The following is a 20,298-nucleotide window of genomic DNA, read 5'->3' on the forward strand; positions in this document are numbered from 1 at the left end:
GCCTCCGTTGCTGGGTGCGGGCACGCGGCGGACCGTGTGCCCGGACGTGCTCCCGCAGAAGATTCTAACCTAGGGGTCCGGCCGTGTTGATATCATCTAGCTAGCGCCGCCCACCTCCTGCATGCCTTCCGGCGCTCCATGAAGGCGTGCTTTGACGATGGGAACTCTTTGTCTGTAGCAGCGGTTGTTGTCTCCTATAACCGAGTTGATTTGCTCCGTAAGTGCCTTGCCGCCCTTGAAAGCCAGGACCGGCGGCCGGACGAGATTATCCTCGTGGACAATGGCTCCACCGACGGCAGCGTCGCCATGGTGCAGGAGGAGTTTCCCGGGGTTTCCGTCTTCGAGACGGGGATCAATCTCGGCGGGGCCGGCGGGTTCGCGTGGGGCATTGAACGTGCGCTGGCTGCCGGCCATGATGCTGCCTGGCTGATGGATGATGACGCAGAGCCGCTCGCCGGCAGCCTGGGTCCCCTCGTGGAGGCCATGGAGAAGGCACCCGACCGGCCGGGCTTCGTCACCTCGACGGTGGTCAACCCGGAGGGAGAGCCGAACAGCGGACACCTTCCCGATCTGTCCCCGGACGTTGCCCGGCAGGCGAAGGCCGGCGAGCTGGGCGGAATGGCCGTGAACAGCGCAAGCTTCGTGGGAGTGCTGATCGACTTGGTGGCCGCGGCCAAAATGCCGTTGCCCTATGCGGATTTCTTCATCTGGTTTGACGACGCCGAGTACACGCGCCGCCTCAGCCGGGGAGCCTACGGAGTCCTCCTGCCCGCCAGCCGCATCCGCCACCCCGAGAAGCAGAACCAGGTGGACATGGGCGGTCGCCTGTTCTACTACATCCGCAACAACCTGTGGCTTCGGCGCCTGGACCCGAGTCCGAGGACGCTGCTGCAGAACCCCGTCCGCTGGGGAGCCGGAATGGCCGTCCTGGCCCTCCGCCAGGGGCTGCAGGCGCAGGACCGCCGCCTTTGGCTCCGATCAGCGGCCAGGGGATTGTATGAAGGCCTGGCACGTTCACCCCGGACCATCTGGCCGGGCCAGCTGCTGTCCAAGTCCGTCCAGCTCGGCCGCTAGGCCCCGGGCAGGCGGGCCTTCGCCGCTGCCCTTCCGTTCCGCCCCGTTCCAGTCAGAGAGAAACATATGACCTCCCCGCACCGCGTTGCAGCGGTTATTTCCGCCTACAACCCGCCTGCCGACCTCATCGAAAAGGTGAAGCGGCTGGCCCGCCAGGTTGAGCGCATCATTGTGGTCGACGACGGTTCGCCCGCCGACGTGTCAGAGGTTCTGCAGGGGCTCGAGAGCGCGGGCGCCGTCGTCCTCAAACAGGGCTCCAATACCGGAATTGCGGCCGCCCTCAACGCCGGAATCCGCTATGCGGCAGAGTCGTCCCCGGATTTTTTCCTGACCCTGGACCAGGATTCCGAACTGGACCCGGATTACGTTGCCCGTGCCCTTGAGGCCTTCGCGGGGGCGACACAACAGGGCGTGCCGGTGGGCATGATCTGTGCCGAGTCGCACAACAAGCAGCCGGTCATGCTGCAGAAACCCGGAGTTCCGTTCCCGGAGGCCTTTGACCCCATGCAGTCCGGAACACTGATTCCCGCTGCGACCTTCGACGCTGCCGGCCTCCTGGAGGAGGACCTGTTTATTGACTGCGTCGATTCCGAGTTCACGGCGCGGATCCGTGAGATGGGACTGAAGGCGATCATTGCCCCCGGCTGCAATATCAGCCACGCGGTAGGGGACTCCCGCCCCATGCTCGTGGGCAGGTGGCATGTCACCGTGGGCGGGCAGAAGCGCTTTGTGCATTCCCACGCGCCCTTCCGGGTGTATTACATCACCCGCAACGGTCTGGTGATGTACCGCAGGTACCTTACCCGGCAGCCCGTCTGGGTGCTGCGCCGGATCGGACTCGAAATAGTGTTCTACGGTGTGCGGGTGGTCTACGGGCCGCACCGGCTGCGTCAGATCGCTGCCATTGCTTTCGGAATCCGGGATGCGCTCACCGGACGAATGGGCCGGATCAGCGCAAAGGAAAACGCCGTGGTGTCTCCACGGAAGAAGAAGACCGCAGCCTAGGAGCGGGCGCGGCTGCGGGCGCGCAGCCGCGCCCGTGCCACGAGGAAGGCCCGCGCCAGCATGATCCGCGAACGCAGGATCAGCATCAGGCTGCGGGCCTTCTTCGGGGTGGTGTTGTTGTCATGGAGCCGGCGGTTCAGGGAATCCGCTTCCAGATGTGCCATTGACCCCGCGAGGTTGCCGACCAGGGCAATCCACTGGTCATGGGTTTCCACCAGGAACGAGGGGAAGGGCAGAACCACGTCCTTGATGCTGCGCCGGAACGCCATGGCACAGCCATAGTAGGGCCGTATCCCGATCCACAGCATCATGAGGTTGGCCCAGCGACGGCTGCTGTCCGAGCCGCGCAGCCGCAGCGATTCAATCTTTCGGGGCGTGTGCCCGAAGTACCCGAAGTTGCTGGCCACTACGTCGGCATGGCCGAGCTCGGCAACCATTGCCTCCACGCGTCCGGGGATCCAGACATCGTCCTGGTCCGAAAGGAAAATGTACTCGCCGCTGCTTGCCGTCAGGGCGGCTTCGAAGGTCCTGACGTAGCCCCGGTTGACGGAGGACCGGATGAGTTTGATCCGCGGGTCCTGCAGCGCCTCGATGACCGCGGCCGTGTTGTCCGTGGAGGAGTCGTCAACAATCACCAGTTCATCACCGGGTGCCAGCTGGGGCAGGATCGAGGCGATCTGTTCCTCGATGTGTGCAGCGCCGTTATAGGCCGCCATACACACGCTGACCTGGCCGCGGTTGGCAGCGGACGGGGAGATACTGGGGTTCATTCTTGTCCTGGTCATTGGTCGGCATGGGCAGGGATACCCGAACCAGCTTACCGGTTCCCCGGTTTCGCCTTAGCCGCACACCCTCCATATAGTGGAGTTGTTCCCCGACCCTGGGGCCGCCTCCTGACCGCGGCGCCACCGCCGGCTCTGCCGCCGTCGAACCCGATGTGAAAGAAGCCATTCCTTGACTGCCGTAGATGTTATGTTCCCGTACTACGGGGACGTTGAACTCATGAAGCAAGCCGCCCGGAGCGTGATGGGCCAGCAGCATCAGGACTGGCGCCTTGTAGTCATCGATGACGGCTACCCGGATCCGGAGCCTGCCCGCTGGTTCGCGGAGATCTCGGATCCGCGGGTCAGTTACCAGCGCAATGACGCCAACCTCGGGGCCAACGGCAATTACCGCAAGGCTGTGGACCTGATCGAGGCGCCCATCGCCGTCATTATGGGAGCGGATGACATCATGCTCCCGAACTACCTCACGACCATCGTCGAATCCTTCGATGAGTTCCCCCAGGCCAGTGCCGTGCAGCCCGGCGTGCAGGTCATCGACGAGCTGGGCCGCGCGACCATGCCGCTGACGGACCTGGTCAAGAAGGCAGCCACCCCCCGCGGCGGCCAGCGCCGCCTGCTGGGCGGTGAAGCCCTCGCCACGAGTCTTCTGCACGCAGGCTGGCATTACTTCCCCTCGATTGCCTGGAACTCCGAGACCTTGAAGCGTATTGGTTTCCGGTCCGAGTTCGATGTTGTCCAGGACCTGGCACTGCTGCTCGATATTGCGGCCGACAACGGTTCGCTCGTGATGACTCCCGAGCTGGCGTTCCTGTACCGTCGCCACTCCGGATCCGATTCTTCGGTCCGGGCTTTCGACGGGCGCCGCTTCGACGAGGAGCGTCGGTTCTTTGAAGGCGAGGCTGCCCGGTTCGAGCGGATCGGCTGGACCCGTGCTGCACGCGCTGCCCGTCTCCACGTCACGTCCCGGCTCAATGCAGTAACGCTGATTGCCCGTTCCGCGGCCGGCCGGAAGTTCGGTTACATCCCGAAGCTGGCCAGGCACGTCATCGGCTAGGACAGGCAGGAAAAAGCAGGGCGGACCCGACGGGTCCGCCCTGCTTTTTGTCTACGGCACCGCGTCTGCGGGCCGGGGAAGCTGCCTTACTGGCTCAGGTCTTCGGCATCCCGGGCTTTGGCGACGGTCCAGGGCTTCGGCGCTTCGTCCAGGGCAATGCGCCGGGAGAGCGTCGTGATGGACGTTTCCATGTTGCGGAAACGCTGGTAGGTGGTGGCCATGAAGACGAAGAAACTCACGATGGTGGCGTAAAGCACCAGGTCAGTGCCGCGCCCGATCCCCAGGAACCCCGCGATCCGGGTCAGGGTGTCCGGGAAGAAGATGGACAGCGCTGCAGCCACGGCAAAGATCATCAGCATGATGCGGCGGACGGCCAGGTGTTTGGCATTGACCCCGCCCCGCATCATTACCAGCGAGACGAGGATGACGGCGACTACGAGTGCGATCTGAACGATGAGTAGCAAGGAGGTCACCTAAAGAAGAGTTCGGCCAGGATATTCACGGAGTTGAGGAGGGACTGCCCCTTGGATTTGGAGTAATCCGTATAGATGATCTCCACCGGGTGTTCAACCCACCGCGGCTTGATGGTGGCCAGCTGGTTGACCAGCTCGGAGGCGTGGGCCATCCGGTTCTGTGTCAGGTGAAGCTTGGAGGCGACCTCGCGGTTGATGGCACGCAGCCCGTTGTGGGCATCCGTCAGATTCATGCCGGTGGCCATCCGCGACTGCACCGCAGCGGTTTTCAGGACAATCCTTTTCTGCACGGAAATCTTGGTGCGGTCATCCAGGAACCGTGATCCCAGGACGATTTCGGCTTCCCCGGACTCGATCCGGGCCACCATGGCCTTGGCATCAATGACGCGGTGCTGCCCGTCGGCGTCGAAAGTGACGATACTGGTCATCTCCGGGTCCTGCAGGGCGTACTCGATGCCGGTCTGCAGGGCAGCGCCCTGGCCGAGGTTGATCGGGTGCTGGACTACTACGGCGCCCGCCGCACGTGCGGCTGACTGGGACCCGTCACGGCTGCCGTCATCCACGCAGACTACGTACGGGAACGTCTTTCGAAGATCTTCGATGACGGAGCCAACAACGGTTGCTTCGTTGTACATCGGGATAACAATCCAAGTGCGGCTCACGGTTTCAGTATCCCATACCGCGGCCGGCGGCCGCCCCGTCGACCGCTGACGCGCCCGCCAGATACTCGGCCAGGCGTTCCCGGCCGTCCGCCGGGGCAAAGCCGGCTGCTTTGATTTTGTCCAGCGGAAGCACGCTGTTTTTCGGCCGCGGGGCTGCCTGCTTGCCCTGGAAGTACTCCTCGGTGCTGACCCCCGTCACGGAGTCGCCGGAGTGGCCTGTGAGTTCATAGACACGGCGGGCCACATCCGCCCAGGAGGCCGGTTCGCCGTCGTTCGTGAGGTTGTAGACGCCGTAGGGTGCACCCGTGGACAGCAGGTGGACGATGCCGGCCGCGATGTCCTGCGTGAAAGTGAGCCGGCCAACCTGGTCATTCACCACGGACGGGGCAATGCCGCGCCCGGCCAGCGATGCCATGGTCCGGACAAAGTTCTTTCCCTCACCGATGACCCAGCTGGTGCGCACCACGTAATGCGCCGGAACGGTGGAGACAACGGCGTCGCCGGCCGCCTTGGTCTGGCCGTAGACGCCCAGCGGTGAGAACGGTTCGTCCTCGGGATGCGCGTCCGCGGTGCCGTCAAACACATAGTCGGAGGACACATGGACCAGCGTGATCCGGTTCTCGGCAGCCACCCGGGCAAGGTTGGCCACGGCCGACACATTGATGGCCCAGGCAGCGCGGCGGCCTTCGGGGGACTCGGCGTCGTCCACCGCGGTGTACGCGGCCGCGTTGATGACCGTTGAGTAATTCTTCCAGTTCCGCCCCGTGTAGGAGCGGGGATCGGTGAGGTCGAAATCGGAGCGGGCGGCGAATTCGATGTGTGCCTGGCCGGCGAAGGCGGAGCGGAGCGCCTTGCCCAGCTGCCCGTCGGAGCCCAGGACCAGGATCTTTTTCGGGGACATGGGAACGACGGCGGACAGGCGCGGATGGGCCCGGTCCTTGTCCGAGAGCTCGGCCCGGTCCAGCGCGATGGGCCAGTCGATGGCCGCGGTCTCGTCCGCGAGGTTCAGGAAGGTGTACTGTCCCTGCGCGTCGGCGCTCCAGTGGTCATTGACCAGGTAGGAGTAGGCGGTGTTGTCCTCCAGTGTCTGGAACGCGTTGCCGACGCCGCGGGGGATGAAAATGGCCTGGCTGGGATCCAGTTCCGTGGTGAACACGGTTCCGAAGGAGGGGCCTTCGCGCAGGTCCACCCAGGCGCCGAAGATGCGCCCGGTGGCTACGGAGATGTACTTGTCCCACGGCTCGGCGTGAATGCCGCGGGTGGTTCCGGCTTTCTCGTTGAAGGAGATGTTGTTCTGCACCGGGCCGAAATCCGGCAGGCCGAGGGCGAGCATCTTCTCGCGCTGCCAGTTTTCCTTGAACCAGCCGCGGTTGTCGCCGTGGACGGGCAGGTCATAGAGCACGACGCCGGGGATGGGGGTGGGGTGCGCCGTCAGGGACTTGGAGAATTCAGGTGCCACGGTGCTACTGACCCTGTTCCTTGTACTTGGCTTCGGTGGCATCCTTCTGCGGCCGCCACCAGGCCTCGTTCTCCCGGTACCAGGCGATGGTGTCTTCAATGCCCTGCTCAAAGTCGGAGAACCGGGGGCTCCAGCCCAGTTCCCGGCGCAGCCGGGAAGAGTCGATGGCGTAGCGCAGATCGTGCCCCGGACGGTCGATGACCTGGTCATAGGAGTCGGCGGGCAGGCCCATGTGCTTGAGGATCAGCTCTACAACGTCCTTGTTGTTTTTTTCGCCGTCGGCACCGATCAGGTAGGTCTGGCCGATTTCGCCCTTTTCGATGATTGCGAGCACCGCGGAGGAGTGGTCGGTGGCATGGATCCAGTCACGGACGTTTTCCCCGGCTCCGTAGAGCTTGGGGCGGACCCCGTCGATCACGTTGGTGATCTGGCGCGGGATGAACTTCTCCACATGCTGGTACGGGCCGTAGTTGTTGGAGCAGTTGCTGATGGTGGCCCGCAGGCCGAAGGAACGCACCCAGGCGCGCACCAGCAGGTCCGAGCCGGCCTTGGTGGAGGAGTAAGGGCTGGACGGGTTGTACGGCGTCGACTCCGTGAACCGCTGCGGATCATCCAGTTCCAGGTCTCCGTAGACCTCGTCGGTGGAGATGTGGTGGTAGCGGGTGTCATGCTTTCGGGCCGCTTCAATCAGCGTGTAGGTGCCGATGATGTTGGTGTCCAGGAACGGCCGGGGATCATGCAGTGAATTGTCGTTGTGGGATTCGGCGGCAAAGTGGACCACCACATCCGTGTCAGCAACCAGCCGGTCCACCAGTTCCGCATCGCAGATGTCACCCTTGACGAAGGTGAAGCGGTCCTCGGGAAGTCCCTTCAGGGACTCGAGGTTGCCGGCATACGTGAGCTTGTCCAGGACGGTGATGGAGTAGTCGGTGCTCTCAAGTGCGTAGTGCACGAAGTTGGAGCCAATGAAGCCGGCGCCGCCGGTGACCAGGAGTTTCTGCATGTGGATAAACTTTACCGGATTTGCCGTGGCACCACCGAGCCGGAATGATGTGGAGCATGCGTGGAATCATATTGGCAGGCGGAACCGGGTCCAGACTGCACCCCATCACCCTCGGCGTCAGCAAGCAGCTGGTGCCGGTTTACGACAAGCCGATGATCTACTATCCGCTGTCCACCCTGATCCTTGCGGGCATCAAGGACATCCTGATTATCACCACCCCGCACGACGCGGACCAGTTTGAGCGCCTCCTCGGAGACGGCAGCCAATTCGGCGTCAGCATCACCTACAAGCAGCAGCCCTCGCCGGACGGACTGGCGCAGGCTTTCGTGCTCGGTGCCGAACACATCGGCAACGGTCCGGTGGCGCTGGTGCTGGGCGACAATATCTTCTATGGCCAGGGCATGGGCACCCAGCTGCGCCGGTTCGCGGACATCGACGGCGGTGCCGTCTTCGGCTACTGGGTTGCCGATCCTTCCGCTTACGGCGTGGTCGAGTTTGATAAGTCCGGACGGGCTATCTCGCTTGAGGAAAAGCCTGCTAACCCGAAAAGCCATTACGCCGTGCCCGGCCTTTATTTCTACGACAATGACGTGGTGGAAATAGCCCGGAACCTGGAACCTTCTCCGCGCGGGGAACTGGAAATCACGGACATTAACCGGATTTACCTGGAAAAGGGAAAGCTGCAGGTGGAGATTCTGCCGCGGGGAACCGCATGGCTGGACACCGGCACCTTTGACTCCCTCAACGAGGCATCGGACTTCATCCGCACCGTGCAGAAACGGCAGGGCCTGTCCATCGGCTGCCCCGAGGAAATCTCCTGGCGGCTGGGCAACATTACCGACGACGAACTGCGCCGGCGCGCGGAGCCTCTGGTAAAGAGCGGCTACGGCCAGTATCTGCTGGAGCTCCTCAAGCAGAACTAGCCCGCTGCCGGAAGGCGGATTGCGCAGAACAGAGCCGGCCGGGGATATCCCCGGCCGGCTCTGTTCTGCGCGGAGCCAATTCCACGCGGGCGCTTACACGCAGAGTTACTTCCGGGTGACGACGGCGCCCCCGGCCTTGGTCCAATCGATCCGCCCGCCCTGGAAGGGCTGGGTGCATTTGCCGGCCTTGCAGCTTTCGTCTGCGGTGGGGTAGCCCAGGACGCCCTTCTCAAAGCCGGTGGACTGCCACTTCCTGCGGATTTCCCCTCCAGTCGGGTGTGCTCCAACAGACTTCGTCCAGGTGATGGCTCCACCCTGGTAATTCTGGTAGCAGCCGTTGTCCTTGATGCCGCAGACCTCCCCGCTGGTGGGGTAGCCGAGGCCGCCGTTCTCGAAGCCGTGTTTCTGGTAGGCGGTCCGGATGGCGCCGCTCGGGCTGGGCTGGGCTCCGGTGGCGGGGGACCAGAGGATGGCTCCGCCCTGGTAGTTCTGGTAGCAGCCGTTGTCCCTGATGCCGCAGACCTGTCCGCCGGTGGGGTAGCCGAGGGTTCCGCTTTCGAAGCCCTGTTTCTGGTAGGCGGTCCGGACCGGACCGTTCGGGCTGACCTGGGCTCCGGTGGCGGAGGACCAGAGGATGGCTCCGCCCTGGAAGTCCTGGTAGCAGCCGTTGTTTTTGATGCCGCAGACCTCGGGGCCTCTGGGGTAGCCCAGTACTCCGTTTTCGAAACCGGCAGCCTGGTAGGCAGTGCGGATTGCACGGTTGGCACTGACCTGGGCTCCGGTCGCGGCAGACCAAAGGATGGCTCCGCCGGAGAAGTTCTGGTAGCAGCCGTTGTCCTTGATGCCGCAGACCTGTCCGCTGGTCGGATAGCCCAGGCTGCCGCTTTCAAAGCCCTGTTTCTGGTAAGCGGTCCGGATGGCACCGTTCGGGCTGACCCGGGCACCGGTGGCGGAGGACCAGAGAATGGACCCGCCCTGGAAATCCTGGTAGCAGCCGTTGTTCTTGATGCCGCAGACCTCGGCGCTTCTGGGATAGCCCAGGACTCCGTTTTCGAACCCGCTGGCCTGGTAAGCCTGGCGAATGGAACCGTTGCGACTGGGATATGCCCCCGTCGCGGCAGACCACAGCACGGCTCCGCCCTCGAAGTTCTGGTAGCACCCGCCGTCCTTGAGCCCGCAGTTCACTGAACTGGTGGACTTTCCCAAAACCGGGTTGGCTGCCGCTACCCGGCTGATGGCCGTCGCTGCGGGTGAAGAGCTGCCGGCGGACGACGCACTGCGAACAAAGTGGTCCAAATCCGCGGTGGTTCCCTTGAAGACGTTCGAGTCGCCGACAAAGGGGCCGGTGCTGGAATACTGCCAGACGTTGTAGGCCGCCCAGCCGTTGGGGAGGGCTCCGGCGGCCTGTCCATAGGAGGCGAGGTGCAGCGGATGGTTGGAGAAGGCGTTCGTGTTGCCGGTGCAGGTACGCCACCAATCGGTGGTCGTGTAGATCATCGGCACGCGCCCGGTCCTGGCCTGGATGGTATTGGAGAAGTCCCGGATCCAGGTGATCATTTGCGTGGCACTGAGGTTGTAGCAGGTGTTACCCAGTTGGGGGTAAGGGTTGTACTCAATGTCCAGGAGCGGCGGGAGGGTGCGCCCGTCAGCGGACCAGCCGCCGCCGTTGTCCACGAAGTAGTTCGCTTCCTGTGCGCCGGAGCCAACCGCGGGGATGGCGAAGTGATAGGCGCCGCGGACCATGCCGGTGTTGGCCGAACCGTTGTATTGCTGCTTGTAGTAAGGGTTCTTGTAGTAGGTTCCCTCGGTTGCCTTGGTGTAGGCGAAACGTGCTCCCTGGCGCCAGGCTGCCGCCCAGTCGACGTTTTCCTGGTGGCTGCTGACGTCCAGCCCCTGAATTCCCGCAGGCATCCAGGTGTTCGCCGCGGTTGCTGCGAAGGCCGGGGTGGCGAGGAATCCGGCCGAGGTGGCGGCGGGTGCCTCGTCCGCGGTGGTGTCGGGAGTGTCCAGCGGCGTCTCCAGCTGTCCAGCTTCGGCGTCAAGCTTCTGCTGCTTTTCCTCGGGGGTGGGGACCTGGGGATCTCCCGTGGCCAGCAGCCGTTCCATGCCCTGTCCCATGCGGGCGCCGAGCAGCCCTGCTTCGTCTTTGATGTCCGCTTCGAGGCCGGGCGCATCGGCAGGAGTTTCGGACAGGTGTTCCGCCGTGGGGCCGGCCGTCTGTGAGTCGGAATCGGTGACAGGCGCCGGCACGGGTTCCGGCAGCGGTACCGGTGCCGCAGGAACCGGGCTCGGCAAGGATTCCGGAGCCGCCGGCGCAGGGGACTCAGATGCAGGGGTGGCCGGGGCGGTGGGATTCAGTGGTCCAGCCAGGGCGGGTGACATGCTGCAGACTAGGGCACCGGTAAGGGCCGCACTCCCAAGCCAGCGGGTGAGCGTTTTTGTGTTCACGGTTTCTCCAGGTGTTTGCCCCGGTAGGGCACGGGGCATCTACGGAGACTATCGGCTGCTTCCATGGATCCGGTAGGAAACAGCGGATTGAACACCTAGATGACGGAAATCGGGTCCAAGTAATTCGTGCTGCTTCCAGCAGGAGCCCTGTCCTTGGTGGTGATTCCCGTTATATGCAGGGGATGGAAACCTCGTTGCATTATGCTTGCGACGGTGCTCGGGGGGAAGCAGGTAAACAGCTGCGGTTTCGGTTGTGGGCAAATCTCCGGGGCGACCAGGTCTCGCTTGTTAGTCGAAAGATATATAAATGCCCGGTTTCCTACGGCGGTCTCTACAAAACCGCCGCTCATCCCCTTTGACGCTGGCAGAATTGTTTGACGCCGGAAACAACTCATTGAACGCAATACGGCTGATATTTTCCTGCCTCGTAGTGGTGTCCCACGCCCAGGTTATCGGGGGACTGGGAGAGGAACCGTCGCTGGGAGGCCGGACACTGGGCGCCTGGTCGGTTGTTGGCTTCTTCGGCATTTCCGGGTACCTGATTACCCGGAGCCGGCTCAACGGGCAACCTGCGGCACGCTTCTTTCGTGCACGCTTCCTGCGCATTTACCCCGGGTTCCTGGTTGCCCTTCTGCTGGTGGCCTTTGTCTTTGCGCCGTTGTCCGCGGTGCTGGGGCCGGGCTCCAGCACTTTCGCGGATTCGCTCACCTATGTGCTGCGCAACCTCCTCCTCTACCCGCCCTTCGTCTCGCAGACCACCATTGGAACCACCCTGGCGGAGGGAGGCATCTGGAACGGTGCGTTGTGGAGCCTTTTCTGGGAGGCCTGCTGTTATCTGGGTGTCGGTGTATTGGGGCTGGCAGCGCTGAAGTCCCGCCGCACGGGCCTGCTGGCCATTGCGTTTATCTTCGCTACGGGAGCATCGCTGGCAGCGCACACAGGACTCGTGCCGCCCAGCGAACTTACCCTGGCACCGCCGCTGGTAGCCGCTTTCGCAGGCGGGGCCCTGCTTTACGTCCACGCGGAGCGGATCAGGGTCCTGCCCGCCGTGGCTGTGTCCACCGTCCTCCTCGCGGTCTCCATCGGAACCGGAACGGCAGCCGTCCTGGCGCCGCTGCCATTCGCACTGCTGGTCTTCATCCTGGGTGCGGTACTGCCGCTGCAGCGGGTGGGAGCCAAACGCGATCTGTCCTACGGCATCTACATCTACGGGGTCCCGGTGCAGAACCTGCTCGAAATCTGGCTGCCGGAGCTTCCACTGCCCCTCTACCTGATCCTCACGTTCGCCGTCGTCGTGCCGCTGGCGCTGGCCAGCTACACCTGGATTGAGGCGCCCGCAATGCGCCTGAAGAAGAGCGCTCCGAGCACCCCACCGGTCCGGCCCGTCCAGGTATAGGGGACCGGCCGGCCTCACGGTGCGGTGCGGGCTTCCCGTCCTGCCGGCAGGGACAGCGGCGTCTACAGGTCTTCACACCGGAGCGTCGCGGCCCACCCCTCGGGTGCTTCCAGGAGCTGAACGCTCTCGAGCGTGGGATCGGCGTCGCAGGACTGCCGGGCGGAGCGGACCTGCTCTGCCCAGAGCGGGCCGGAGCTGCGTGCTGCATCGGTTGGAAAATAGTGCACCGCCTGCAGGACGATGAAGGCGCCCAGCACGCCCCAGCGGAACCGGGAGCTCCGGAGGAAGGCCGGGACGCGGCCCGGTGCCGCACCGTTCCCGGATGGGCGGGCAACGAGCAGCGGTATCAGGGCGAGCAGGAACATTGAGGGAAGGGTGCTGTAGCGGCTGAGGAAGAAACCGGCCCAGCTCCCGGGAGAGTCGAGCTGTGAGTAGTAGAAGTAGGGCGCCGGGTTGATGACAACAGCTGCCGTCCACAGTGCACCGGAGGCCAGCAGCCAGACGGCGCCGGTGGTGCGCTGCATCCGGTCCCCGAAACGTGCCAGCGCAAACACGGCCAGGGCAAAGGGCACGGCGCTGAGAACAATGGGAAGTGCACCGAAATCCTGCACATGCTCCCTGACGGCGTGGCTGTTGCCGTAGAACAGGGCGGCGCAGGTGTTGAGGAAATACCCGTAAATGATGGACAGCAGGTCGCCCGGTTCACCGGTTCCGCCCGAGATTCTGGGAAAGCGCCACAGAGTGTAGAACTGGCAGGCTGCGCCGGCCGCCAGTGCAGCCTTCGCCCACCAGAGGCTTCTGTCCCGCAGCCGGAAGAGCAGCAGCGGAAGGAACAGCGCCGCCTGGATCTCGCTCAGTCCAATGACCAGGGCGGATGCCGCCAGCAGTACCTTCTGCCCCGGTCCCGACGGCGGTTTCATCAGGACCCAGGGCGCCAGCCACAGCAGGTACCAGTGCAGGTTGGCCAGGTTGGCCATGGTCTCGAGGGCTCCGGGGGCCACGAGCACGGGAATGGAGGCCCAGCCAAGCCGTACCGCGGGATTCTCCGTCACCGCGGACCCGCAGTAGAAAGTGAACGCTGCCACCAGGCCCAGAACAATGCTGCAGGCCACCGTGACCGCCAGCGAGTAGGCTTCAATGCCGAAAACGGGGGTTACCACGGCAACGATGAACCGGGGCAGCAAATGCAGATACCCGTCGTAGGGGTTGAGGAGCCCCGGCCCCTGGTCCAGGTACTCGTGGAGGAACACCTGCCCGTCCTCCGCCCAGAGCGTCCGTGCGGTGAGGGGCGGGACACGGAAAAAGGCCAGTATGGTTCCCGCGTAGGCGATGGCCGGGAAAAGCAGGAAGGACGCCGGACGGGGCCGTTTGTCCGGCCGGCCCATGAAGGACATCATCCGGTGCCCCTGACCTCGGCTCCTGAAAGAAGGATATAGACCTGCCCCGACGATGCCTACGCCCCGCATGCGTCTTTGCGCCCGGGCCACCCGTATTCCGTACCCGGGTAGCGAATACCCGGTTATCCACACCCACACCGGATACCCTCGCCAAAGCCCGCACCCGCTCCTAGCCTGACCTCCGTGGCCGCCAACAGCGGCCGGCCAGTCTTGATCCGGGCCCTGCGGCCCGGCCACTACGGGGGATGTCGATGGATGCTGTGCAGATCGTCGAAGACGAGGTGCGGGAACTCATCCGTGTGCGCGGACTGGATCCGCAGGAACAGTCCGCGGAAGTCCGCCGGCTGGTGGATGCGGCGGTGTCCGACTATGACGAACGGTCGCTGCTGGGAAGCCTTCCGCCGTTGGGCCGGCTGGAAGCAGTCCGCCGGCAGGTGTTCGACGCCGTTGCCGGTTTCGGGGCGCTCCAGCCGCTGCTGGATGACTCCACAGTGGAGGAGGTATGGATCAACTCCCCCTCGGAGATCTACCTTGCACGGGACGGCCGGTCCGAACTGACCTCCCTGACCCTGACCTCGGAACAGGTTCGGCTGCTGGTGGAGCGGATGCTGAAATCCTCGGGCAGGCGCCTTGACCTCTCCTCACCGTTCGTGGATGCCGCGCTGCCTGACGGTTCCCGGCTGCACGTGGCCATCCCCGACGTGACCCGGCGGCACTGGGCAGTGAACATCCGCAAGTTCGTAGCCCGTGCCCGCCGGCTTGACCACTTGGTTGAGCTGGGCACCTTGACCCCCGGCGCTGCCCGCTTCCTCGGGGCCGCTGTCGCCTCGGGGCTGAACATCCTGGTGTCCGGAGCAACGCAGGCAGGAAAGACCACCATGCTCAACTGTCTGGGCGCCTCCATCGGTCCGCGCGAACGGGTGGTGACCGTTGAGGAGATTTTCGAACTGCAGCTGCCGCTGCGTGATGTGGTGGGCCTGCAGTGCCGCCAGGCCAATCTGGAGGGGCAGGGGGAGATCCCGCTCCGTCGGCTCGTGAAGGAAGCGCTGCGGATGCGCCCGGACCGGCTGATTGTGGGGGAGGTGCGGGAAGCCGAGAGTCTGGACATGCTGATTGCGTTGAATGCAGGCCTGCCGGGGATGTGCACCATCCACGCGAACAGTGCCCGGGACGCCGTGACCAAACTGTGCACCCTGCCGCTGCTGGCGGGCGCGAACATCTCCAGTGCCTTCGTCGTTCCCACCGTGGCATCCTGCATCGATCTGGTGGTCCATTGCACCCGGACGGGCACAGGACGGCGGGAGGTCAGCGAGATCCTGTCCCTGGGCCGGCGGGTCGAGGGCGGAATCATTGAATCATCTCCCGTGTTCGGGCAGGTGGACGGGATACTGACCGTGACGGCCGCGTCCATGCCGGCAGCCGACAAATTCGCTGCCGCCGGCGTCAACGTCGCTGCCCTGCTTGGAGCCGCGGCATGAGCGCCGCGGCCGGGCTGATCCTGGGCATGGGGTTGTTGCTGGTGTGGCAGTCCTGTTGGAGTACGCCGGGGAACCGCCCCAGGCGCCGCCGCACCGGATATCTGGAGGACCTGCTGCGGCAGGCGGGAATCGAACGGGTCGGGACGCCGGGGCTCCTCGTCAGCTGCGCGCTCGCGGGCGTCTGCGTGATGCTCCTCTTGTTCATCCTGACCCTTTCCCCGCCCATCGCGGTCTGCTTCGGCCTGTTCGGTGCGGGACTGCCCTACACGCTGGTCCGTTTCCAGGCCCGCCGCAGGAGAGCGTCGCTGGCGGAACTGTGGCCCGACGTCGTCGACCATCTGCGCTCGGCCATCCGGGCCGGACTGTCGCTTCCGGAGGCACTCATCCAGTTGGCCGGGAACGGGCCGGAGGAGCTGCGCGGATATTTCCGCTCGTTTGCCGCGGACTACCGGGCCGGGGGCAGCTTCGAGGACTCCCTCACCCGGCTTAAAGACAACCTGGCGGACCCCGTCGCGGACCGGATCATCGAAGCGCTGCGGATCACCCGTCAGGTGGGCGGTACCGACCTGGGCCGGCTCCTTGGCACCCTGGCGGGTTTCCTCCGCGAGAACGCGCGGACCCGGAGTGAACTGCTGGCCCGGCAGTCCTGGACGGTGAACGCGGCGAGGCTGGCGGTGGCGGCCCCCTGGGCGGTGCTGCTGCTGCTGGCAACGCAACCGGAAACCGCGGCAGCGTACAACTCGGCCGCCGGTGCCACCGTCCTCGGCGCAGGAATCGGCATCTCCGTCATCTGCTACCGCCTGATGATGCGGATAGGGGCCCTGCCCGAAGACGTGAGGGTACTGCGGTGACGCCCGGCTTGGCAGCCGCGGTGCTGGCGGGAGTCCTGCTGGGCACAGGACTGGTACTGGTGTTCCACCGGCTGCCGCCGCTGCGCCAGACAACGTTCGCCGAACGCGTGGAACCACAGCTGCGCTCGGTCGCCCCTGCCTCCAGGCTCCTGCTGCCCGCCCCGGATCTCACCCTGTTCGGCCCGCTGGAGCGGATCCTGCGGCCGCTGCTCCGTGACGCCGTACACCGGCTCGCCCGCTGGTCTCCGGCCAACCGTGCCCTCGGTGTCCGGCTGCAGCAGGCCGGAGGCAGCAAATCGGTGTCGGATTTCCGGGCCGAACAAGTGTTGTTTGCCGGCGGCGGGTTTCTTGCCGGGGGTACGGCCGGGGTGGTCCTCGCCGGGAGCGGCCGCATTGGTGCCGTGTCGGTTGTGCTGCTGACGTGCGCCTGCGCGGCTGCCGGGTTCCTGCTGCGTGACTACCTGCTGACGCAGCACATCGCACGCCGCAACAGCCGGATCCTCGCCCAGTTTCCCAGCCTGGCCGAAATGATGGCGCTCGCCGTCGGTGCCGGGGAGAGCGCCGGCGGAGCGTTGGAACGTGTCTGCGCTGCGGCGCAGGGGGAACTGGCGGATGAGTTTGACCGGGTCCTGGCCCAGACCCGCTCCGGTCAGCCGCTGACCACAGCCCTGCAGGACTTCTCGCACCGGATCCGGCTGGCGCCGCTGACGCGGTTCGTGGACGGCGTGACCGTTGCGGTGGACCGCGGCACACCGCTGGCAGACGTGATGCGCGCACAGGCCCAGGACGTACGCGATACCGCCAAACGCGACCTGATGGAAACAGCGGGAAAGAAGGAAATAGCCATGATGGTGCCGGTCATCTTCGGAATCCTGCCGCTGACGGTGCTGTTTGCGGTCTTCCCCGGCCTGGCACTGCTGCGGCTGGGGCTGTGAGGGGACATCGGGGAAAGACGCAAAAACAACGAATCGCCACGCGGGACAAGCCAGGGAAAGCCCTACGAAACGGATGGAATCATGATGAACCGCAGCAGCAGAAAACAGGACTACACACAGATCACCGGCTGGGCCGCCCTCGCCGTAGCGGCGGCAGGGTGGTGGTACGGGCTGCTCCGGCAGATCCGGACGGCTTTGACCCCTGCGGATCCGGAGCGCGGCGACGTACCGGGGTGGGTCATGATCACCCTTATGTCCGCCATCCTCGTCGCCGGGCTGCTGGCCCTGGTCCAACCCGCCCTCAAGGACCTGTTCGAATCCGCGATAAAACAGGTGAAGCCATAAACCGGAGGCGGCGCCGTGCCGCCGTGCTCCGGGACGGCCGGCACGGCAGCGACTGCCGCGGCGCGGACCGGGATCGTGGATCCGCCGTCGTTGATTTCGTCCTGGTGGGAGCGCTGGTGAGCCTGGTGTTCATGGCCGTGATCCAGCTGGCACTGGTGCTGCACGTGCGCAACACGCTGATTGACGCCGCCGCAACCGGAGCGCGCTACGGGACCCTGGCGGACCGCAGCCCGGCGGACGGCGTCGAGCGCGCGGTGTCCCTGATCGGCGGGGCGCTCGGGGAGGGCTATGCCGCGGATGTCACCTATGCGGAGCAGACCGTTGACGGGGCGCGGCTGCTGGAGATCACGGTGCGGGCACCGCTGCCGGTGCTCGGGTTCATTGGTCCCGGCGGCGGAATCGAGGTGCGGGGACATGCGGCTCTGCCGTGAGGCGTCCGGGCTCCGGGCGGAATCCGTCCGGGCGGACTCCCAGCCGGAAGCCGGGGAAGAGGGGAGCGCCGTCGTCGAATTCATTTTCCTGGGCCTGCTCCTGCTGGTGCCGGTGGTGTACCTGGTGATAGCCGTCGGCCAGGTCCAGGCGGCATCATTCGCGGCGGTCGGGGCTGCCGACGCGGCAGCTGCGGTCTACGCCGGCGCCCCGGATGCGGAGGCCGCGGAGAAGAATGCGGCCGACGCCGCCGGGCTCGCCCTGGGCGACTTCGGATTGGAGGCGGACGCCATGCTGATGGACATCAGATGTTCCGACACCTGCCTGGCGCCCGGCTCGACCGTCACGGTCAGCATCCGGGTCGAGGTGCCCCTTCCCGGGCTTCCGTGGACCTCCGGATCGCCGGTAGTGGTGGATTCCGAGTCCACGCAGATTGTGGAGCGGTTCGGATGAACCGCGCGTTCCACCCGGGTCTCCGGACCGGACCGGCAGGCAGCCCGCGGCAGGACAATGACCTGGGGCAGGTGGGCGTGCTGATCATCGGATACGCCCTGTTGGCACTGCTCACGGTCACGGTGGTGATGGCCGCGTCCTCCGTCTATCTCGGGCAGAAGAAGCTGCTCTCGGCTGCTGACGGCGCGGCGGTGGCGGCGGCGGACACCTTCTCACTGGGGGAAGACGCAGCGGGAGCCGGTCCCGCTGCGGTGCTGGAAGCCGACGCCGTGCGCAGCGCGGCCCGCAGCTATCTCACCGTCACGGGGGCGCCGGCGCGGTTCAGCGACCTGGCCGTGGCACAGGAAACCGGCACAGTGGACGGCCGCACGGCCCGCGTGGTGCTGACGGCCAGGGTCCATCCGCCGATAGTGAATTTCCTGGTGCCGGACGGCATTTCGATCACCGCGGTCAGTGAAGCCAGGGCACGGCTGCTGCAGTGACCTTCGGGAGGCAGCGGCGACGGTGCAGTCCCCGGACTATGAGGCCTTCCGCTCCTGAGCCTCCCGGGCCTCCCGGGCCGGCCCATGGCCCCAGCCTCCGTGGTCGATGTCCAGGATCCGGCCGTCCTCGCCGTAGCAGATGGTCACGGGCTCGCCGAACTGTTCACAGTCGCGGTCCGGGCACTTGTCCTTCATATTGCCCACGTACTCGTTGGAGAAGTGCTGCTCCCACTCGTCCACTTTCCCCATGGCCCAGGGATCCCCCTGCTCCGCAAGGTCGTTGAGTTCGTCCAGGGTGTACATGCGTCCGCGCTCGGGATGGGTCAAGTCGGGCTCCTTCGACAGGGCGGTACATATTGGCGTATCTGTCCTTTTAATCTAACGCCGGCCACCTGCACTCCGGCCCGCATCAGCCCGGCGCGTCCCGCTCTTCCGGTGCCCGGCACGACGACGGCGGCGGGCGGCGGCACAGGGACATGGCGTAGGCTGTAAGCACCATGGCAGAAATAGATTTTCCCGCAGAAATCCGCGCCCTCCGCTCCACCTTCGCCTCCATTGAAGAGGTCTCGGACGTGGCAAAGATCAAAGAGGACATCGAAGAGCTCAGCGAGATGGCCGGTGTTCCCGACCTCTGGGACGACCCCGCCGAAGCGCAGAAGGTCACCTCCAAGCTCTCGCACCGCCAGTCGGAGCTGGAACGCCTGCAGACCATCGAGTCCCGCATCGACGACCTTGAGGTCATGGTGGAGCTGGCCCAGGACGAGGCAGACGCCGAGACCAGGGCCGAAGCGGTCACGGAGCTGGAATCCCTGCGCAAATCCCTGTCGCAGCTGGAAGTGGTCACCCTGCTCTCCGGCGAATACGACGAACGCGAAGCGGTGGTCACCATCCGCTCCGGCGCCGGGGGAGTGGACGCCGCAGACTTCGCCGAGATGCTGCTGCGGATGTACCTGCGCTGGGCCGAACGCCACGGGTACCCCACCACTGTCTTGGATACGTCCTACGCCGAAGAGGCCGGCCTGAAGTCCGCCACCTTCGAGGTCAAGGCCCCCTACGCCTTCGGCACACTGGTGGTGGAGGCCGGGACGCACCGCCTGGTCCGCATCAGCCCGTTCGATAACCAGGGCCGCCGGCAGACCTCCTTTGCCGCGGTTGAGGTGATCCCGCTGATTGCCCCCACGGACCACATCGACATCCCGGACAACGAAATCCGCGTAGATGTCTTCCGCTCCTCGGGCCCCGGCGGCCAGTCCGTGAACACCACCGACTCCGCCGTCCGGCTCACCCACCTTCCCACCGGCACGGTGGTCTCCATGCAGAACGAAAAGTCGCAGCTGCAGAACCGTGCCGCGGCCATGCGGGTGCTGCAGTCCCGCCTGCTGCTGCTGAAGAAGGAACAGGAGGACGCTGAGAAGAAGGCGTTCGCCGGAGATGTGAAGGCTTCCTGGGGCGACCAGATGCGCTCCTACGTGCTCAACCCGTATCAGATGGTCAAGGACCTGCGCACCGAGCACGAGGTGGGCAACACCTCCGCCGTGTTCGACGGCGAGATTGACGACTTCATCGACGCCGGCATCCGCTGGCGCGCGCACGGCAGCGTGTCGGCCCGCAAGTAGGCCGCTGCGGGCGGGGCCACCCGGCGCCGC

Annotated in this window: 21 protein-coding genes; 13 read left to right on the top strand and 8 right to left on the bottom strand. The window is 65.3% G+C overall.

Translation table 11 applies throughout. From position 1 onward, the window contains the following. Positions 1-138: 138 nt before the first annotated feature. Positions 139-1,074: a glycosyltransferase family 2 protein gene (locus GD627_RS05715; RefSeq protein WP_152271646.1), complete on the top strand. Its 936-nt coding sequence runs from the start codon at positions 139-141 to the stop codon at positions 1,072-1,074. 66 nt (positions 1,075-1,140) lie between these two features. Then, on the top strand, positions 1,141-2,079 hold the full coding sequence (locus tag GD627_RS05720; RefSeq protein ID WP_152271647.1) for a glycosyltransferase: 939 nt from the start codon (positions 1,141-1,143) through the stop codon (positions 2,077-2,079). On the opposite strand, the gene GD627_RS05725 is transcribed toward GD627_RS05720, so the two are convergent. Further along, a complete protein-coding gene (locus GD627_RS05725; protein WP_246165324.1) occupies positions 2,076-2,849 on the bottom strand; it encodes a glycosyltransferase in 774 nt (257 codons plus the stop codon). The genes GD627_RS05720 and GD627_RS05725 overlap by 4 nt on opposite strands. Before the next feature lie 184 nt (positions 2,850-3,033). Here GD627_RS05725 and GD627_RS05730 point away from each other — a divergent pair, with 184 nt between their 5' ends. Next, positions 3,034-3,918: a glycosyltransferase family 2 protein gene (locus GD627_RS05730; protein ID WP_246165325.1), complete on the top strand. Its 885-nt coding sequence runs from the start codon at positions 3,034-3,036 to the stop codon at positions 3,916-3,918. Positions 3,919-4,004: 86 nt separating this feature from the next. Here the strand turns inward: GD627_RS05730 and GD627_RS05735 are convergent, their stop codons facing one another. From GD627_RS05735 to rfbB, 4 genes are read right to left on the bottom strand one after another with little or no spacing between them, the layout of a single operon-like run. Further along, positions 4,005-4,391, bottom strand: a complete 387-nt coding sequence (locus GD627_RS05735; RefSeq protein WP_246165326.1) for a DUF2304 domain-containing protein — start codon at positions 4,389-4,391, stop codon at positions 4,005-4,007. Next, positions 4,388-5,053, bottom strand: a complete 666-nt coding sequence (locus GD627_RS05740) for a glycosyltransferase family 2 protein (RefSeq protein ID WP_246165327.1) — start codon at positions 5,051-5,053, stop codon at positions 4,388-4,390. The genes GD627_RS05735 and GD627_RS05740 overlap by 4 nt, the downstream gene beginning before the upstream one ends. Positions 5,054-5,057: 4 nt before the next feature. Continuing rightward, positions 5,058-6,512 carry a sugar nucleotide-binding protein gene (locus GD627_RS05745; protein ID WP_152271648.1) on the bottom strand — a complete coding sequence of 485 codons (1,455 nt, stop codon included), beginning with the start codon at positions 6,510-6,512 and terminating at the stop codon, positions 5,058-5,060. Positions 6,513-6,516: 4 nt separating this feature from the next. Further along, complete coding sequence (rfbB, locus tag GD627_RS05750) at positions 6,517-7,515, bottom strand: dTDP-glucose 4,6-dehydratase (protein ID WP_146361442.1); 999 nt, start codon at positions 7,513-7,515, stop codon at positions 6,517-6,519. 56 nt (positions 7,516-7,571) lie between these two features. On the opposite strand from rfbB, the gene rfbA reads away from it, so the two are divergent. Then, complete coding sequence (gene rfbA, locus GD627_RS05755; RefSeq protein ID WP_146361443.1) at positions 7,572-8,438, top strand: glucose-1-phosphate thymidylyltransferase RfbA; 867 nt, start codon at positions 7,572-7,574, stop codon at positions 8,436-8,438. Positions 8,439-8,543: 105 nt separating this feature from the next. Here the strand turns inward: rfbA and GD627_RS05760 are convergent, their stop codons facing one another. Next, complete coding sequence (locus tag GD627_RS05760) at positions 8,544-10,688, bottom strand: GH25 family lysozyme (protein WP_194265971.1); 2,145 nt, start codon at positions 10,686-10,688, stop codon at positions 8,544-8,546. A gap of 592 nt (positions 10,689-11,280) precedes the next feature. On the opposite strand from GD627_RS05760, the gene GD627_RS05765 reads away from it, so the two are divergent. Beyond that, a complete protein-coding gene (locus tag GD627_RS05765; protein WP_194265972.1) occupies positions 11,281-12,282 on the top strand; it encodes an acyltransferase family protein in 1,002 nt (333 codons plus the stop codon). A 62-nt stretch (positions 12,283-12,344) separates the two neighbouring features. On the opposite strand, the gene GD627_RS05770 is transcribed toward GD627_RS05765, so the two are convergent. After that, entirely contained in the window at positions 12,345-13,679 is a 1,335-nt protein-coding gene (locus GD627_RS05770; protein WP_152271651.1) for a hypothetical protein, read from the bottom strand. Positions 13,680-13,930: 251 nt separating this feature from the next. Between GD627_RS05770 and GD627_RS05775 the strand changes: the two genes are divergently transcribed. The 7 genes from GD627_RS05775 to GD627_RS05805 all read left to right on the top strand — a co-directional run bounded on the left by GD627_RS05775 (position 13,931) and on the right by GD627_RS05805 (position 18,652). Further along, a complete protein-coding gene (locus GD627_RS05775; RefSeq protein WP_152271652.1) occupies positions 13,931-15,157 on the top strand; it encodes a TadA family conjugal transfer-associated ATPase in 1,227 nt (408 codons plus the stop codon). Then, complete coding sequence (locus tag GD627_RS05780) at positions 15,154-16,008, top strand: type II secretion system F family protein (RefSeq protein WP_152271653.1); 855 nt, start codon at positions 15,154-15,156, stop codon at positions 16,006-16,008. Before GD627_RS05775 ends, GD627_RS05780 begins: the two co-directional genes overlap by 4 nt. Further along, entirely contained in the window at positions 16,005-16,943 is a 939-nt protein-coding gene (locus GD627_RS05785) for a type II secretion system F family protein (protein ID WP_152271654.1), read from the top strand. The genes GD627_RS05780 and GD627_RS05785 overlap by 4 nt, the downstream gene beginning before the upstream one ends. Positions 16,944-17,027: 84 nt before the next feature. Further along, entirely contained in the window at positions 17,028-17,288 is a 261-nt protein-coding gene (locus GD627_RS05790) for a hypothetical protein (protein ID WP_152271655.1), read from the top strand. A gap of 23 nt (positions 17,289-17,311) precedes the next feature. Beyond that, the gene (locus tag GD627_RS05795; protein WP_152271656.1) at positions 17,312-17,719 is read left to right on the top strand and encodes a TadE/TadG family type IV pilus assembly protein; all 408 of its coding nucleotides are present in this window, start codon (positions 17,312-17,314) and stop codon (positions 17,717-17,719) included. Further along, entirely contained in the window at positions 17,703-18,170 is a 468-nt protein-coding gene (locus GD627_RS05800; protein ID WP_152271657.1) for a hypothetical protein, read from the top strand. Before GD627_RS05795 ends, GD627_RS05800 begins: the two co-directional genes overlap by 17 nt. Further along, entirely contained in the window at positions 18,167-18,652 is a 486-nt protein-coding gene (locus GD627_RS05805; protein WP_246165328.1) for a pilus assembly protein TadG-related protein, read from the top strand. The genes GD627_RS05800 and GD627_RS05805 overlap by 4 nt, the downstream gene beginning before the upstream one ends. Positions 18,653-18,688: 36 nt before the next feature. Here the strand turns inward: GD627_RS05805 and GD627_RS05810 are convergent, their stop codons facing one another. Continuing rightward, positions 18,689-18,979, bottom strand: a complete 291-nt coding sequence (locus tag GD627_RS05810; RefSeq protein WP_152271658.1) for a hypothetical protein — start codon at positions 18,977-18,979, stop codon at positions 18,689-18,691. Between the two features lie 170 nt (positions 18,980-19,149). Between GD627_RS05810 and prfB the strand changes: the two genes are divergently transcribed. Then, a complete protein-coding gene (prfB, locus tag GD627_RS05815; RefSeq protein ID WP_146361454.1) occupies positions 19,150-20,268 on the top strand; it encodes a peptide chain release factor 2 in 1,119 nt (372 codons plus the stop codon). Positions 20,269-20,298: the final 30 nt, after the last annotated feature.

Source organism: Arthrobacter yangruifuii, assembly GCF_009192775.1.
Taxonomy (GTDB): domain Bacteria; phylum Actinomycetota; class Actinomycetes; order Actinomycetales; family Micrococcaceae; genus Arthrobacter_B; species Arthrobacter_B yangruifuii.